The organism is Kineosphaera limosa NBRC 100340 (assembly GCF_000298215.1).
Classification (GTDB): domain Bacteria; phylum Actinomycetota; class Actinomycetes; order Actinomycetales; family Dermatophilaceae; genus Kineosphaera; species Kineosphaera limosa.
On sequence record NZ_BAHD01000020.1, the window covers coordinates 15,809 to 30,519 of the forward strand.

The window sequence follows — 14,711 nt, forward strand, 5'->3', positions numbered from 1 at the left end:
ATTACTGGCGACGGAAGGAGACCGTCTCGATGACGAGTAGTACGACAGAGACGATGTTGGCGAACAGCGCACCACCGGAGAGGGAGACGACCCCGGCCATGGCCTGCGGCGTCACCCCGGCCGGCGAGACCTGCTCGGCGTAGATCCACACGACCGCGGCGGCGATGAGCTGAATGTCGGCGACCAGGCTGGTGGCCAGGTGCACGGCGCCGATCTGGGTGCGGTCGCCGAACTTCAGGACGGTCGCGATGAGGCTGACGACGGTGGCCGCGAACAGTTCGTAAATGTTGTGTACGACGACATCGGAGATATCGCCGATGAAGAATCCGAAGTTCAACGTCGCCGCCAGCAGCACGAAGAACCCGAAGACCACCTTTTCGAGGTTCACCGAGCCAGGATGCCACGCCCCCACGGACTGGGTGCCCATTCCGCGATCCCAGGAGCGCGGTCTAGCCTGCACGGGTGAGCGACGCCCCCACCATCGCAACTGTCGGTCAACTGCGGGCCGCGGGCCACGAGGCCAAGGGTCTACGCGCAGAGATCCGCGACAATCTGCTCGCCGCCGTGGCTGCCGGCGCTGATCCGTGGCCCGGGTTGCACGGCTTCGACGACACCGTGCTGCCGCAGCTCGAACGCGCCCTCATCGCCGGGCACGACGTCGTGCTGCTCGGCGAGCGCGGGCAGGGCAAGACGCGGCTGCTGCGCACCCTCGTCGGCCTGCTCGACGAGTGGACCCCGGTCATCGCCGGCTCCGAACTGGGCGAGCACCCCTACGAGCCCATCACCGCCGCCTCCCGTCGGCTCGCCGACGAGTTGGGCGACGACCTGCCGATCAGTTGGCGGCATCGAGACGATCGGTACGCCGAGAAGCTGGCCACGCCCGACACCTCCGTGGCCGACCTCGTCGGCGACGTCGACCCCATCAAGGTCGCGCAGGGCCGTTCGCTGGGCGACCCCGAGACCATTCACTACGGGCTGATCCCCCGCGCCCATCGCGGCATCGTCGCGATCAACGAGCTGCCCGACCTGGCCGAACGCATCCAGGTGTCGATGCTCAACGTCATGGAGGAGCGCGACATCCAGATCCGCGGCTACGTGCTGCGGCTGCCGCTGGACGTGCTCGTCGTCGCCAGCGCCAACCCCGAGGACTACACCAACCGCGGCCGCATCATCACGCCGCTCAAAGACCGGTTCGGCGCGCAGATCCGCACCCACTACCCCACCGACCTGGCCGACGAGGTGGCGGTCATCGAGCAGGAGGCGAATCTGGTCGCGCAGGTGCCGCAGCCGCTCGTGCAGGTGCTGGCCCGGCTGACTCGGGCGCTGCGCGAGTCCCCGTCGATCGACCAGCGCTCCGGCGTCTCGGCCCGCTTCGCGATTGCCGGGGCGGAGACGGTCGCGGCGGCCGCTGCGCATCGCGCCGCCCGCCAGGGCGAACCGCAGGCGGTGGCGCGCGTCGTCGACCTCGAGGCGGCCGTGGCTGTGCTGCGCGGCAAGCTGGAGTTCGAGTCCGGCGAGGAGGGCCGCGAGGCGGAGGTGCTCGGTTACCTGCTGCGCACCGCGACCGCCGCGACTGTCCGCGAGGTGCTGGGCGGGGTCGACCTGGCGGCGATCGTCACGGCGATCGAGGACGGCGCCCTCATCTCCACCGGCGAGCAGGTGAGCGCCCGCGAGTTTCTCGACGGGCTGCCGCGGATCGCCCGGCCCACCTACGTGGAGATCTGGGACCGGCTCGAGGCGACCGACGACGGGCATCGCGCGAGCGCCGTCGAACTGGCGCTGGAGGGGCTGTACCTGGCCCGGCGCATCAGCAAGGGCACCGACGGCGCGCAGACGGTCTACGGATGACGCCGGTGCGCCGGCGCCCCAGGAGGTGAGGGGACGATGAGTCGGTCAGGCACGCGGTACGAGCGGTACGTCGAGGGGCCGGACCCGCTGGCGCCGCCGGTCGATCTCAGTGAGGCGCTCACCGCCATCAGCGAGGACGTCATGGCCGGCACCTCCCCGCAGCGCGCCTTGCAGGAGTACCTGCGGCGCGGGTCGCAGGAGCGGCCGGGGCTCGACGACCTGGCCCGGCGGGTGGCTGCCAAGCGGCGCGAACTGCTGGGTCAGCACCGGCTCGACGGCACGCTGCAGGAGGCGCGTGAGCTGCTCGACCGGGCGGTCCTGGCCGAACGCAAGCAACTGGCCCGCGATCTGGACGATCACGCCCGGTTCGCCGAGATGCGGCTGGACAACCTGCCGCCCTCGACCGCCGGCGCGGTCCGCGACCTCGCCGAGTATCCGTGGCGCTCCAGCGAGGCGCGGGAGCTGTACGACCAGATCAAGGATCTGCTCGGTCGGGAGGTGCTCGACCAGCGCTTCCGCGGGATGAAGGAGGCCCTGCAGGGTGCGGGCGAGCAGGACCGGCGTGCCGTGCAGGAGATGGTCGACGACCTCAACGCGTTGCTGGCCAAGCGCCAACGCGGTGAGGACACCCCCGAGGACTTCGCGAAGTTCATGAGCGAGCACGGTGACTTCTTTCCCGAGAACCCCGGCAACATCGACGAACTCATCGACTCCCTGGCCCAGCGCGCGGCGGCGGCCGCACGACTGCGCAACTCGCTGTCACCCCAGCAGCGGGCGGAGTTGGACGCACTGGCGCAAGCGGCGTTCGGGTCGCCGCAGCTCATGGAGTCGCTCGCGCAGATGGACGCCAACCTGCGGGCCCTGCGACCGGACCTGCAGTGGAGCCGCGGGGAGCACTTCAGCGGCGATCAGCCGATGGGCCTGGGCGACGGCACGGGCGCCCTGCAGGACATCGCCGACCTCGAGGCCCTCGCCGAACAGCTCGCTCAACAGCACCCTGGGGCCGAGCTCGGCGACATCGACCTCGACGCCCTGCGGCGGCAACTCGGTGAGGGCGCGGCCACCGACCTGCGATCGCTGGCCGAATTGGAGAAGGCGCTGCGGGAGGCGGGCCTGCTGACCAAGGCGCCGGACGGGTCGCTGCGACTCTCGCCCAAGGCGATGCGCCGACTCGGCAAAACCCTGCTGCAGGACGCCACGGACCGGCTCTCGACGCGGGCGGGCGCCCGAGACGCCCGCCGCGCCGGGCCCGCGGGCGACTTCTCCGGGGCGAGCCGAGGGTGGCAGTACGGCGACACCGAGCCGTGGGACGTGACGCGCACAGTCACCAACGCCGTGCTGCGGGAGGCCAGCGAGGGAGCCGACCCGGCCACTGCGGGCGGGGTACGCCTGCAGCTGCGCGACGTCGAGGTGACGCAGACGGAGGCGCGCACCCGGGCGGCCGTCGCGCTGCTCGTCGACACGTCGTTCTCGATGGTCATGGAGGGGCGTTGGGTGCCGATGAAGCGCACGGCCGTGGCGCTGCATCACCTCGTCTCGACGCGCTTTCGCGGCGACCACCTGCAGCTCATCGGCTTCGGTCGGCACGCCCGGACGATGCCGGTCGAGGAGCTCATCGGCCTGGACGGCGTGTGGGAGCAGGGCACGAACCTGCACCACGGGCTGCTGCTGGCCGCTCGGCATTTTCGGCGGCATCCGCAGGCGCAGCCGGTGCTGCTCGTCGTCACCGACGGGGAGCCGACCGCGCATCTGCAGCCCGATGGCCAGGCGGTCTTCGACTATCCGCCCTCGGACCACACCCTGGCCCTGACGGTGCGCGAGCTCGACGCGGTCGCGCGGATGGGGGCGCGGGTGACGTTCTTCCGGCTCGGCAGCGACCCGGGGTTGGCGCGGTTCGTCGACGCGATGGCCCGCCGCGTCGACGGGCGAGTCGTGGCCCCCGAGCTCGACGATTTGGGGGCCGCCGTCGTAGGTAGCTATCTGCGCGGCCGCTGGGGCGAGCCACCGTTGGTCTAGGCAAGGTCGCAGGCCTCGACGGTCCGACTGCCGTAGGCGACGGTGAACTGGTCTAGGCGACGGTGAACAGGTCGTTGCCGGCGCTGATCTGCCCCTCGGCGACGACCACCGGGGCGCCGAACTTCTTGGCGTTGGTGACCACGACGGGCGTCGTGAGGGGGTGGCCGGCCGACGCGATGACGGCGGGGTCGAAGGTGATCAGCGGCGTGCCGACCTGCACTTCCTGCCCCCGGGTCACGTGCGCCTCGAAGCCGGCGCCCTTGAGCTGCACCGTATCCATGCCGACGTGCACAAGCACCTCCACGCCGGTCGGCGACATGATCGCCACCGCGTGCTTGGTGGCGAACAGCAGCACCACCGTGCCGGCGAGGGGGCTGACGATCGTCGTGGACGTGGGCGCGATGGCGATGCCCGGACCGATCATGCCTCGGGCGAAGGCGGGGTCTTCGACCTGCGCCAGGTCGACGATGGTGCCGTCCAGCGGGGCCCGCACGAGGGTCGTCGCACCGGGGCCGCTCGCCAGGGGGCCCGCGTCGGAGGCGTCGAGGTCGTCCGGCGCCTTGGTGACGGGCTCTTCGGCAGGGCTCACCTGCTCCTGCCGTTGCTGCTTTCGGGGGCCGAAACGACCCACGCGTTGGAAGGTGGCGAGCAGTTCGTCTTTCACGGCGGCCTCTCTCCCGACTGATCCAACTACGATCCCATAGCGACCTTGTCCATCTCCCCGAAAGGGCCGCCGCTCCCTGATGAGTCGCCGTTCTTCTCCCTTCGCTGCGGCTCTCGCCGCCGGGCCGCTGCTGCTCGACGGCGGGCTGGCCACCCGGCTGGAGGCGCGCGGGCACGACCTGTCCGACACCCTATGGTCGGCGCGGCTACTGCTGACCGAGCCGGAGGCGGTGCGGGCGGCGCACGCCGACTTCTTCGCCGCGGGGGCCGCGGTCGCCATCACGGCCTCCTACCAGGTGAGCGAGCTGGGTTTCGCGGCGGCCGGCCGGCCGGTCGAGGAGGTGGCGGTGGCGTTGCGCCGCAGCGTCACCCTCGCGCGGGAGGCGGCGCAGGCGACCGGAGCGGGAGCCGGCGGGCCGTCGGTCCGGTTCGTCGCCGCGAGTGTCGGGCCTTACGGCGCGGCGCTGGCGGACGGCTCGGAGTACCGCGGCGACTACGGGCTGAGCGTGGCGCAGTTGCGGGCCTGGCATCGGCCCCGGTTGCAGGTGCTGGCCGACGCCGGTGCCGACGTGTTGGCGCTCGAGACCATCCCGAGCCTGGCGGAGGCGGAGGCGCTGCTCGCCGAGGTCGCGCAGCTGGGCGTGCCGGCGTGGCTGTCGATGACCGCCGACGGTGAGCGCACCCGCCTGGGCGAGCCGCTGCGGGAGGCTTACGCGATGGCCGCCGACGTCGCGAACGTCGTCGCGGTGGGCGCCAACTGCTACGCGCCCGAGCAGACCGGGCAGGTGCTGGCGGCCGTCGCCGCCGGCGCACCCGAGCTCCCTCCTGTCGTCTACCCCAACAGTGGCGAGCGCTGGGACGCCTCGGCGCGGCGCTGGACCGGCGCCCCGACGATCGGCGCGGCCGCCGCCCGGGAGTGGGTCGCCGGCGGCGCCCGGCTGGTCGGCGGCTGCTGTCGCGTGAGCCCGCGCCTCATCGCCGACATGCACTCCGGATTGGCTTCCGCTCGTTGACTTACACCCGTTTAGTGCCGTGCTGTGAAGGTGCAATCGCTCACAGCCACCAAGGCGCCCGGCCGTGGGTAGGGTGCCAGCACCAATAGGGGAGACGCCGCCCGCGCGACGCGTAGGCCGACGTCCCGACTCGTTGTCGAGGTGATGATGGTGCGTCGAAGAATCCGGTGGCTAGCAGGAACGGTGGCCACTGCGCTCGCGCTCGGAGCCACCGGGCTCGCAGGAGCGACCCCGGCGCGGGGACAGGCGACGACGACGCTGTCCATCGCGGTCGTCGACAACGTCGACACGGAGCGGTTGCGGGCGCTGGCCGACGCCTTCACCGACGCCAACCCCGACATCGCCCTCGAGTGGGTGACCGACACCGAGAACCTGCTGCGGCAGCAGGTGTCGACGGATGTGGCGACGGGCGCCGGCAAGTTCGACGTGGTGACGGTCGGCGCATACGAGGTGCCGATCTGGGCGGAGCGGGGGTGGCTGCGCCCGCTGGACCAGATGCCGGCCGATTACAACGTCGACGACCTCATCCCCTCGATCCGGGGCGAGGTCAGTTACGACAACCAGCTGTACGCGGCGCCCTTCTACGGTGAGGCCGCGTTCACGATGTACCGCACCGACCTCTTCCAGCAGGCGGGTTTCCCGATGCCGGAGCAGCCGACGTGGGCCGACCTGGCCGGCGCGGCGCGGGTGCTGAACACCGGTGACACCTCCGGCATCTGCTTGCGCGGCAAGCCGGGCTGGGGCGAGAACGTGGCGCTGGTGACGGCGATGGCCAACTCGTTCGGAGCACGGTGGTTCGACGAGAACTGGCAGGCGCAGCTGACCAGCCCGGAGTGGACCGCCGCGCTGGACACCTACGTGCAGTTGCTGCGCGACTACGGCCCGTCGAACGCGGCCGAACTGGGCTACCAGGAGAACCTCGACCGGTTCCGCCAGGGCGGCTGCGCGATCTGGGTCGACTCGACGGCCGCCGCGTCGGCGGTCACCGACGCCAACACCTCCAGCGTCGCCCAGCACGTGGGCTTCGCTCCCCCGCCCCGCAGCGCCGACGCCCCCGAGGGCACCCCGAACGCCACCTGGTTGTGGTCGTGGTCGTTGGGCATCGCCCGCAGCTCCAAGCAGCCGGAGGCGGCGGCCCGCTTCGTGGCGTGGGCCACGTCCCCGCAGTACAGCGAGCTGGTCGCGCAGCACTACGGCTGGGCGCAGGTGCCGCCCGGCACCCGCGCGTCGCTGTACGCCAACCCGTGGTACCTGGCCTCCGCGCCGTTCGCGCCCCTGGTGTACTCGACGATCCAGGCCGCGAACCCGGACGAGCCGACGGCGCAGCCGGTGCCCTACCGCGGCATCCAGTACGTCGGCATCCCGCAGTTCCCGGGCATCGGCACGGCGGTGGGAGCGCGGTTCGCGCTGGCGGTCTCGGGGCAGATCAGCCCGGCGGAGGCCCTGGACAACGCCCAATGGGTGACCGGCCGCGTGCTGGAGCACTCCGAGTTCATCGCCCAGGACTGATCCGTGATGACGCTCGAACTCTCGACCATTGCGCCGCTCGCGCCCGTGAAAGCGAAGTGACATGAGCAACGACTCCCAAGACCTGCGGGCCCGTATCGCCACGATGGACGACGAGCAACTGCCCGTCGCCAAACACAAGTTGCACGGCTGGCGGCACTTCGCGGGCCTGTACGCCGCGGAGCACGTCGCGGCCACCGAGTTCGTCATCGGCGCCACCTTCGTGGCATTGGGCGCGAGCGTATGGGACGTCTTCATCGGGCTCATCATCGGTAACACGATGGCGGTGCTCTCGTTCTGGCTCATCACGGCGCCTATCGCGGTGCAGTCCCGGTTGAGCCTGTTCACCTACCTCGACCGGGTCGCCGGCGGGTCGATGTCGAAGATCTACAACATCGCGAACGTGTTGATCTTCGGCACGATCGCGGCGGCGATGATCACGGTGTCGGCGACTGCCGTGCGGGTGCTGTTCAACATTCCGCCACAGGTGGACGCCTACCCGACGAGCATGACGTTCGTTTTCGTGGCCTGCGCGGTCGGCGCGATCGTCGTGCTCGTGGCGGTGTTCGGCTTCAACGTCCTCACCGAATTCGCCAACATCTGCGCCCCCTGGCTCATGGTCTTCTTCACCGTCGGCGGCATGGTGCTCATTCCGGCCTTGGCGGAGTCGATCACGGGTTACACGACGCTGCGCAGCTTCGGCGACTTCATGGACATTGCCGGTGCCACGGTGTGGACCGGCTTCAACGCCGCCGGTGAGCCGGGCGTCGGCATCCTGGAGATTGCGGGCTTCGCGTGGGCGGCCAACACCTTCTCCCACTTCGGCCTCATCGACATGGCGCTGCTGCGGTACGCGAAGAAGGCGCGCTACGGCATCGCGACGGCGACCGGCATGATGTTCGGCCACTACGTGGCGTGGATCTCGGCGGGCCTCATGGGTGCGGGCACGGCGGCCCTGACGATGCGCAGCATCGTGGAGGTCGACCCGGGCGAGGTCGCGTTCTACGCCCTGGGCGCCTCGGGCTTCGTCATCGTCATCGTGGCGGGCTGGACGACCGCGAACTCCAACCTGTATCGCGCCGGCCTGGCGGCGCAGGCCGTCTTGCCGAACCAGTCGCGCACGAAGGTCACGCTCATCGTCGGATTGTTCGTCGTCGCACTGAGCGTGTTCCCGTTCGTCTACCAGAACATGCTTCCGCTGCTGACCTACGCGGGCCTGCTGCTCGTGCCCGTCGGCGGCATCGTCTTCGCCGAACACCACATCTTCCCGAGAATGGGTCTGACGCGATTCTGGGCGCGCTACAAAAAGGTCGCGCACAACGTGCCGGCCATCGGCACGTGGGCGATTTCACTCGTCTTCGGCTTCGGTCTGAACCTGCTGCACGTCATGCCGTACTACTACCTGTTCTTGCCGACGTGGGCGTTGTCGATCGTGGTCTACACGCTGTGGGCCCGGTCGGTCGGTGCGGGTGAGCCCTTCGCCGCGGAGCAGGAGGCAGACCGTCAGTTCGACGAGACGGTGCGTGAGGTGCAGGCCGAGCAGGCCCGCGCAGAAGGCTTCGGCGACGAAGAGATGCCTAAGGACAACTCGCCGCTGACCTGGGTGATTCGCGCGATCTGGATCGTCGCGCTCATCATTCCGTGCATCCTCGGGTGGCGAGTCATGTTCAACAGCCCGGAGTTGTACACCTACTTCGTCAACCGCGACCTGTTCTACAACGTCTCCATCTGGTGCACTCTGGCGTACTTCGTCTTTGCGTGGATCGACCTGCGCCGGGCAACCTCGCGCGCCCAGCGCTTCCGCGCCGCCCGCATAGCCGAGCAGCGCGAGCCGGTCAGCAGCGAGGCGTCCTGACCCACGGCGTGGTCTGAGCCCGCCGCGACGGGCTCAGACCACGAGGTAGGCCCGGCGATGCTTGCCGGGCCGGAAGCCGAGTCGCAGATACTGGCCGTGCAGCGTGTCGGAGGCGGCGGCGGTAGCGACAACCGTGCCCGGCGGCAGACCGGCCACGAGGCGCCGCGCCAGCAGTACGGCGGTCAGGCGTGTGCCGGGAAGCTGCGCCAGCCCGGCGATGGTGTGCAACTGGTGTCGCGGGGTCTCGCGCCCGACGGGCGTGGTCAGACTGCCCGACATGTAGACGACGCCCAGGACGGTCGCGGCGAGCAGCCAGGCCATCATCGCCAGAGCGAGCAGATCCAACGCCGGGATCGTGGCGGCGCCCAGGTAGCCCATCATGACGAAGCCCGCGAACAGTACGACGAAGACAGCCCCCATGATGAGCGCGTCGACGATCGGGCGGTGCCGCGACAGGCACACCAGGCCGGTTCGGGTCTCATCCAGATAGGCCGCCCGGCGCACGACCTGCAAGAAGCTGACGATCACGATCAACGGCAGCACGGCGACTGCCGCACCTTCGTTCGGGGTGAAGGCCCGCGCCATGACCCACGACACCCTGGGCAGGTCACGCAGCCCGGCTGGACTGATACCGACGGCCGCCGAAGACGACGAATTCGCGCTCACACGAGCACAGTACCGACCGATATCCGGTCCTCCGAAACACCCGCTGCAGGCGCTCCCGGGTGCTCGGGGGCGACGCGGTGCCGGACGTAATATGGGCGTATCGCTGGACAAACGCTGTTGAGATTCCGCCGGACGCGAGGCGCTAGGTGCCCCGGGTGGCTGGCGCCAGGTGCCTGCGCCCCGGCACTGCGGGCTGTGCGAAGTCGACGTCGATGAGCGAGAAGCGCACCGGACTGCGGGGCTTGTTCTCCCGCTCCCCCGCCTCGCCGGCCCCGGGCTCGGCGCCCTCGAGCGAGCGGTACGGCTTCGAGTACCTGCCCGCCGACAGCGTGTATCTGGATTCGGCGTGTCAGACGCTGCGCCCGCAGCCGGTGATTGACGCCATGAACGACTACTACCTGACGTACAACGCCTGCGGTGAGCGGGTGAAGTACGAGTGGGGACGCAAGGTCGACGATCAGGTGGAGGGCGCGCGGGCGGCGGTGCTGCAGGCGCTGGACCTGTCTCCGCGGCGGTATTCGGCCTCGTTCACGCTGAACACGACGTACGGGCTGAACCTGCTGCTGCACCAGCTTCCGGCCGGCCGTTTCGCGCGGGTCGTCACGACCCACACGGAACACAACTCGGTGTTTCTGCCGACGATGACCTTCGCGCGCCGGGCAGGGATCGACCGGGTGTTGCTGGACCGCGACGCGACAGGTGAGTTGCAGTACGACGAGGCGATTCTCGACGACGCGTTGATCGTGATCTCCGCGATGAACAATGTCGACGGTGCTCCCACTCGGGGGCTCGCCGAGCTGATCGGGCGGGCGCACGAGCGGGGCGGGGTCGTCCTCGTCGATGCGGCGCAGGCGCTGCCGCACGCGTGGTCGATGGTGCGTGGGCTGAACGCCGACGCGGTGTGCTTTTCGGCGCACAAGCTGTACGGGGCGTCGTTGGGGGTGGTGGCGGCCACGAATGCGCTGCTGGAAAGCCTGGACGTGTCTTTCATCGGCGGCGGCCAGGTCAGTGGGGTGAGCGCCGCCGAGTACGAGCTGCTGCCCGAGCCGCACACGCGCCTGGAGCCGGGGCTGCAGGCGTGGGGCGAGATCATCGCGTTGCGAGCAGCGCTGGAGTGGTTGGCGGGCTACCGGGGGGCCGTCGGGGAAGACCTGTCTGCGCGGGAGGAGCGGCTGGCGAGTGCCTTGTTCGACGGGCTCGCGGAGTTGCCGAACCTGCGGATTCTCAGCGGTCGGGGTTCGTCGCTGGTGAGTGTGGTGCCGGGTCGGGTCGACGGCCATCGGTTGGCTGCGTTCTTGTCGCGGGGCGGGATCATGGTGCGCAGCGGCTATTTCTGCGCGCACCATTGGTTGTTGGAGAACGAAGGCCTGCCGCCGTTGGTGCGTTTCAGTCTCGGGGCGCACAACACTGAATCGGATATCGAACGGGTGCTGCAAACAATGGGGCGCCTCATGAAAGGCCTGTGATGCTCTGCATCGCCGCGTTCATCGTGCTGCTGTTCCTGGCGGCGGTGTCGGCCAAGTACCGCCGGCTGCTGCGGCGGGCGTGGAGTTGCGTGACGCGTCGGGTGACTTTTCGCCCGTGTGACACGACGTTTCGGCAAGACGTCAAGGATTCGCTCTTGGCGCCGTTGGCGTTGCGGGCGCCGCGGCTGGTGGCGCCCGCGTCGGTGGCGATCGAGGTCGTCGCGTGGGTCATGGTGTTGTCGCTGGTGGTCAGCCTGTACATCGTGGCCCGCAGTGGGCTGAACCTCGCCGTGTACGGCACGTGCGACAAGGCAGATCCGGCGGCGTGTTCGCTGTCGGCGACGCAGGGGTGCGGGATCGGCTCGGCCCGGCCGGGTTTCGGGGAGTCGCTGCGCAGCGGTGATGTGATCGGGGCGGTACGCAATGAGGCGGCCGATGTCGGTGACACGGTGTCGGCGTTGCCGCGGATGTTCCGGTCGTGGGATGCCGCGGAGTACGCCCTGCCGCAGGCCAGCTACCAAGGTGGCTACCGCGACGGCCGGCCGACCGCGTTGGAAGTCATCGACCCCGGCTGCCAATTCTGTGCGCAGCTGTTCGCCAATGTTCGTGAATCGGGATTCGCGGAGAAGAACAATGTGACGTACATCGTGTACCCGATCGGCTCGGATCTCTTGCCGCGGTTCGCGAATTCGCCGCTCATCGCCCGTTACCTGACCGCCGTGCGGCTCACCGAGGCGCAGGCCGGGACGCACGCGAACAACCCCACCGACTGGCTGCTCCTGGAGAACATCTTCGTCGGGCGGCGCCCCGACGGGGTCGCGTGGCAGACGTGGTTCAACGAGGACGCCTCACCACAAGAGGCCACCGCCCAGCTGCAGGCGTGGCTCGCCGGAGCGGGCTATGACCAGGCCGCCATTGCGCAGATCGCCGAACTCGCTGCCTCCGACCGGGTGCGTGACGTCATCGCCGAGGGTAAGCGCGTCGTCGACGACGACATCCAGACGGTCACGATCCCGTCGATGATCGCCGACGGCAGGCTGCACATGGGCGCCATCTCGGCGCAGGACCTGGCCGAGGCGAACTGAGGCGCTTGAGCGCGCAACCGGCCGGCCGCAGGCGGCGTCCACCCCTGACCAGCGCGGCGCCCAGGATGTAGTCAGGGCAGGCGGGTGCCGGGATGCAACACCAGGAATGCCTCGACCGCCGCCTCGGCGTCGGCGTCGATCTGCGCAGACGACGGGGGCTCCTCGCCGAGCAGGACGCGAATCTGACTGTCCCGCACGACGAGGCCGTAGAGGGTGCGGTAGGCCCGTGCGGGGTCGTCGATGTGCAGCAGCCCGGCGGAGTTCAGGCGGTGCAGGAACTCCTCGACGACCGGGCCCGCGCGATGCCGCCCCGAGGTCAGGAGGCGCCCGGCCAGGTTCGGTGTCGTCATCGCGGCGCGATTGAGTTCGATGGAGGCGGGGCTGGTCAGCAGGGTCAGCAGGGCTCGAGCGTAGGCGATCAGCGCCTCACGGACGGCCGGCAGGTCGTCGGGTGCGCCTTCGAGCGCCTGGCGCACGCGGTGCACGGAGTCGTCGGCGTTGGCCTCGATGAGTTCACCGAGCAGGTCGTCGCGGTTACCGAACCACGAGTAGAGCGTCTCCTTCGACGCATCGGCCCGCCGGGCGACTCCGGCCATGGTGACGCCGGCAGCGCCCCTCTCGATGAGCTCGTCGAGGGCTGCCGCCAGAACCTCCCGGCGCCGCGCCTCGCGCTGGTCGGCTGGCAGGCGTCCACGGCGGTTGGCATTCGGCATTCCTTAAGCGTACCGTAGGGTTCGGTTTAAACGTACTCATCGGTTCGCTTCAGGGGTGGTCATGTCTGGTTCGTTGGTGTTCCCACAGTCATCGAGGGTGGACGCGGAGTCGTCGCAGGTGCGCGGCGCGACCACCGGCAGGGTGTTCAGCTGCGGAATCGGCCTGCTCGCGGTCCTGTTGTCGGCCGCGATCTTCGGCTTCTTCTACGCCTGGGTGTGCTCCACGATGTGGGGCCTGGATGCAGCGGACCCGCGGGTCGCGATCCCGGCGATGCAGGCGATGAACGCCTCCGTCCGCAACGTCGTCTTCGCGCCGGCGTTCTTCGGCACACCCTTCGCCCTGACCCTGACAGCACTGCTCGCCCGGGCCCACGGCCGGCGACGCGCCGCGTGGTTCTTTCTGGCGGCGGCAATCAGCTACGCCGGTGGCGCCCTCGCACCGACCCTGCTCGTCAACGTGCCGATGAACGAGGCGCTCGCCGCCGTGGCCGTGCCCACCGACCTGGCCGCAGCCCGGGACCTCTGGCTGGACTACTCCGGCACCTGGCAGGCCTGGAATCTCGCCCGCACCGTCGCGAGCGGCGCCGCCCTCCTCTTGGCCGTCGCCGGCGTGGCCAGCGCCGTCGGAGGCCGAGGCCGAGGTTGACGCAGGCCGGGTGATGGTCAGGCTTGAGGCAGTTGGTCACCCGGGCTGACTGGGAGCAGCCTGCGGACACTCGTGGACCAGACAGCAGCACGCGTCGGATTGACGTATGGCCCGGTGGCCGCAGCGAGCAGTGTGGTCGGTCGCCGGGCTGGTGGCCGCTGGGGCGGGGGTGACAGTGGTGCCGGCTCTGGTCGGGCCGCTGACCGCGTTCGCCGACACCGTCCTGATCGAGTTGGTCGAGCCCGTAGTCACGCGCGATACCTGGGTGATCCGGGATCCCCTGCGGCCCTTGTCACCTGCGGCGGCCGGACTGCTGGACGTCATCACCCATGCCCAGCGGCGCGGCTTGGCGCTCCCCACCGGCTGCGAGTGGTCCGCCTGACCCCAACCAGAGCGCCCGGCCACGTGGATGGCGGGCGCTGGCGCGCTCTGCGGGCATTAGGGGGCGTCTCGCACCTTCTTGCATCGCCGGCCAGATCGTCGGGGCCGTCCGTCAGGTTGTCGGGTCCGTCGGCCAGGTTGTCGGGTCCGTCAGTCAGGCCGCTTAGCCCGGCGGTCAGGGGCCTGCGCGGCCGCCGCGCGTAGGTGGCGCTGCGGTGGGTCGGCTGAGCGCTTCTCCTCGTGAGGAGATGGCTGTGGGCACCGTGGGTTGCTTCGGACTGCGCCTGCGTCGGGCTGCGCCGGGCGCGGACGGCCGCCTTGGGGCGCACCCGAGACCCTCTGTAATGTGACGCACATCACTCTGGCGAGCGCCAAAACGCGCCTCGAGATTGCCTGCGCTCCAACGAAATTCAACACCTCAATAACAGTTCCGAACCTCCTTGTACTGCAATGAGATTCAGGTATTAGTAGTGTTGCTGTTACAAATCCTGTTCGATAGTGTTTCCGTATGGAACCCACCGCAGCAGACCTCGTGACCTGGCTCGATGCCGGGTCCGCGACGCTGCTGGAGCACGCCGGGGATCTGACCCGGTTGGGTAGCGATGACCTGGCCGGGCTGGCCGCCGGGGCCGCGAAGATCGTGAATGCGGCGAAGGCGTTTCAGGCGGCCGTCGTGATGGAAGCTCGGGAGCGTGGTGTCATCGCCGCGTCGGACAACCCGAAGACCGCCGCGTGGGTCGAGCAGTCCTGCCGCGATGCCGGGGTGCCGCTGGCTCCGGCGCAGGCCCGCTGTCTGGACGAGGTCTCCCGGACCTGCTCGACCCCCGATGTCGCCCGACTCAAGGACGCCGTT

General features: G+C 69.8%; 14 protein-coding genes. 10 read left to right on the forward strand and 4 right to left on the reverse strand.

All coding sequences use genetic code 11. From position 1 onward, the window contains the following. Nucleotide 1: 1 nt before the first annotated feature. A complete protein-coding gene (locus KILIM_RS07135; RefSeq protein ID WP_040562560.1) occupies nt 2-388 on the reverse strand; it encodes a DUF6394 family protein in 387 nt (128 codons plus the stop codon). Nucleotides 389-462: 74 nt separating this feature from the next. On the opposite strand from KILIM_RS07135, the gene KILIM_RS07140 reads away from it, so the two are divergent. Both KILIM_RS07140 and KILIM_RS07145 read left to right on the forward strand, forming a co-directional pair. Continuing rightward, on the forward strand, nt 463-1,848 hold the full coding sequence (locus tag KILIM_RS07140; protein WP_006591980.1) for a sigma 54-interacting transcriptional regulator: 1,386 nt from the start codon (nt 463-465) through the stop codon (nt 1,846-1,848). Between the two features lie 36 nt (nt 1,849-1,884). Continuing rightward, entirely contained in the window at nt 1,885-3,864 is a 1,980-nt protein-coding gene (locus KILIM_RS07145; protein WP_006591981.1) for a vWA domain-containing protein, read from the forward strand. A 52-nt stretch (nt 3,865-3,916) separates the two neighbouring features. Here KILIM_RS07145 and KILIM_RS07150 read toward each other — a convergent pair whose 3' ends face one another. Further along, complete coding sequence (locus KILIM_RS07150; RefSeq protein ID WP_006591982.1) at nt 3,917-4,528, reverse strand: PTS sugar transporter subunit IIA; 612 nt, start codon at nt 4,526-4,528, stop codon at nt 3,917-3,919. A gap of 79 nt (nt 4,529-4,607) precedes the next feature. On the opposite strand from KILIM_RS07150, the gene mmuM reads away from it, so the two are divergent. The 3 genes from mmuM (at nt 4,608) to KILIM_RS07165 (ending at nt 8,901) form a co-directional block, all read left to right on the forward strand. Beyond that, entirely contained in the window at nt 4,608-5,540 is a 933-nt protein-coding gene (gene mmuM, locus KILIM_RS07155) for a homocysteine S-methyltransferase (protein ID WP_006591983.1), read from the forward strand. 183 nt (nt 5,541-5,723) lie between these two features. Then, nucleotides 5,724-7,049: an ABC transporter substrate-binding protein gene (locus tag KILIM_RS07160; RefSeq protein ID WP_006591984.1), complete on the forward strand. Its 1,326-nt coding sequence runs from the start codon at nt 5,724-5,726 to the stop codon at nt 7,047-7,049. 61 nt (nt 7,050-7,110) lie between these two features. Continuing rightward, entirely contained in the window at nt 7,111-8,901 is a 1,791-nt protein-coding gene (locus KILIM_RS07165; RefSeq protein ID WP_006591985.1) for a purine-cytosine permease family protein, read from the forward strand. A 33-nt stretch (nt 8,902-8,934) separates the two neighbouring features. On the opposite strand, the gene KILIM_RS07170 is transcribed toward KILIM_RS07165, so the two are convergent. Beyond that, nucleotides 8,935-9,567, reverse strand: a complete 633-nt coding sequence (locus KILIM_RS07170) for a hypothetical protein (RefSeq protein ID WP_157551561.1) — start codon at nt 9,565-9,567, stop codon at nt 8,935-8,937. A gap of 212 nt (nt 9,568-9,779) precedes the next feature. On the opposite strand from KILIM_RS07170, the gene KILIM_RS07175 reads away from it, so the two are divergent. Next, nucleotides 9,780-11,033: an aminotransferase class V-fold PLP-dependent enzyme gene (locus KILIM_RS07175; RefSeq protein ID WP_006591987.1), complete on the forward strand. Its 1,254-nt coding sequence runs from the start codon at nt 9,780-9,782 to the stop codon at nt 11,031-11,033. Continuing rightward, the gene (locus KILIM_RS07180) at nt 11,033-12,118 is read left to right on the forward strand and encodes a DsbA family protein (RefSeq protein WP_006591988.1); all 1,086 of its coding nucleotides are present in this window, start codon (nt 11,033-11,035) and stop codon (nt 12,116-12,118) included. The genes KILIM_RS07175 and KILIM_RS07180 overlap by 1 nt, the downstream gene beginning before the upstream one ends. 71 nt (nt 12,119-12,189) lie before the next feature. On the opposite strand, the gene KILIM_RS07185 is transcribed toward KILIM_RS07180, so the two are convergent. Then, nucleotides 12,190-12,831, reverse strand: a complete 642-nt coding sequence (locus KILIM_RS07185) for a TetR/AcrR family transcriptional regulator (protein WP_006591989.1) — start codon at nt 12,829-12,831, stop codon at nt 12,190-12,192. Nucleotides 12,832-12,928: 97 nt separating this feature from the next. Here KILIM_RS07185 and KILIM_RS07190 point away from each other — a divergent pair, with 97 nt between their 5' ends. The 3 genes from KILIM_RS07190 to KILIM_RS07200 form a co-directional block, all read left to right on the forward strand. After that, nucleotides 12,929-13,477, forward strand: coding sequence for an anthrone oxygenase family protein (locus KILIM_RS07190; RefSeq protein ID WP_006591990.1), 549 nt, complete (start codon nt 12,929-12,931; stop codon nt 13,475-13,477). Nucleotides 13,478-13,583: 106 nt separating this feature from the next. Next, nucleotides 13,584-13,859: a LysR substrate-binding domain-containing protein gene (locus KILIM_RS07195; protein ID WP_083875978.1), complete on the forward strand. Its 276-nt coding sequence runs from the start codon at nt 13,584-13,586 to the stop codon at nt 13,857-13,859. 507 nt (nt 13,860-14,366) lie between these two features. Further along, a partial coding sequence (locus KILIM_RS07200; RefSeq protein WP_006591992.1) for a hypothetical protein occupies nt 14,367-14,711 on the forward strand: 345 nt, incomplete at its 3' end.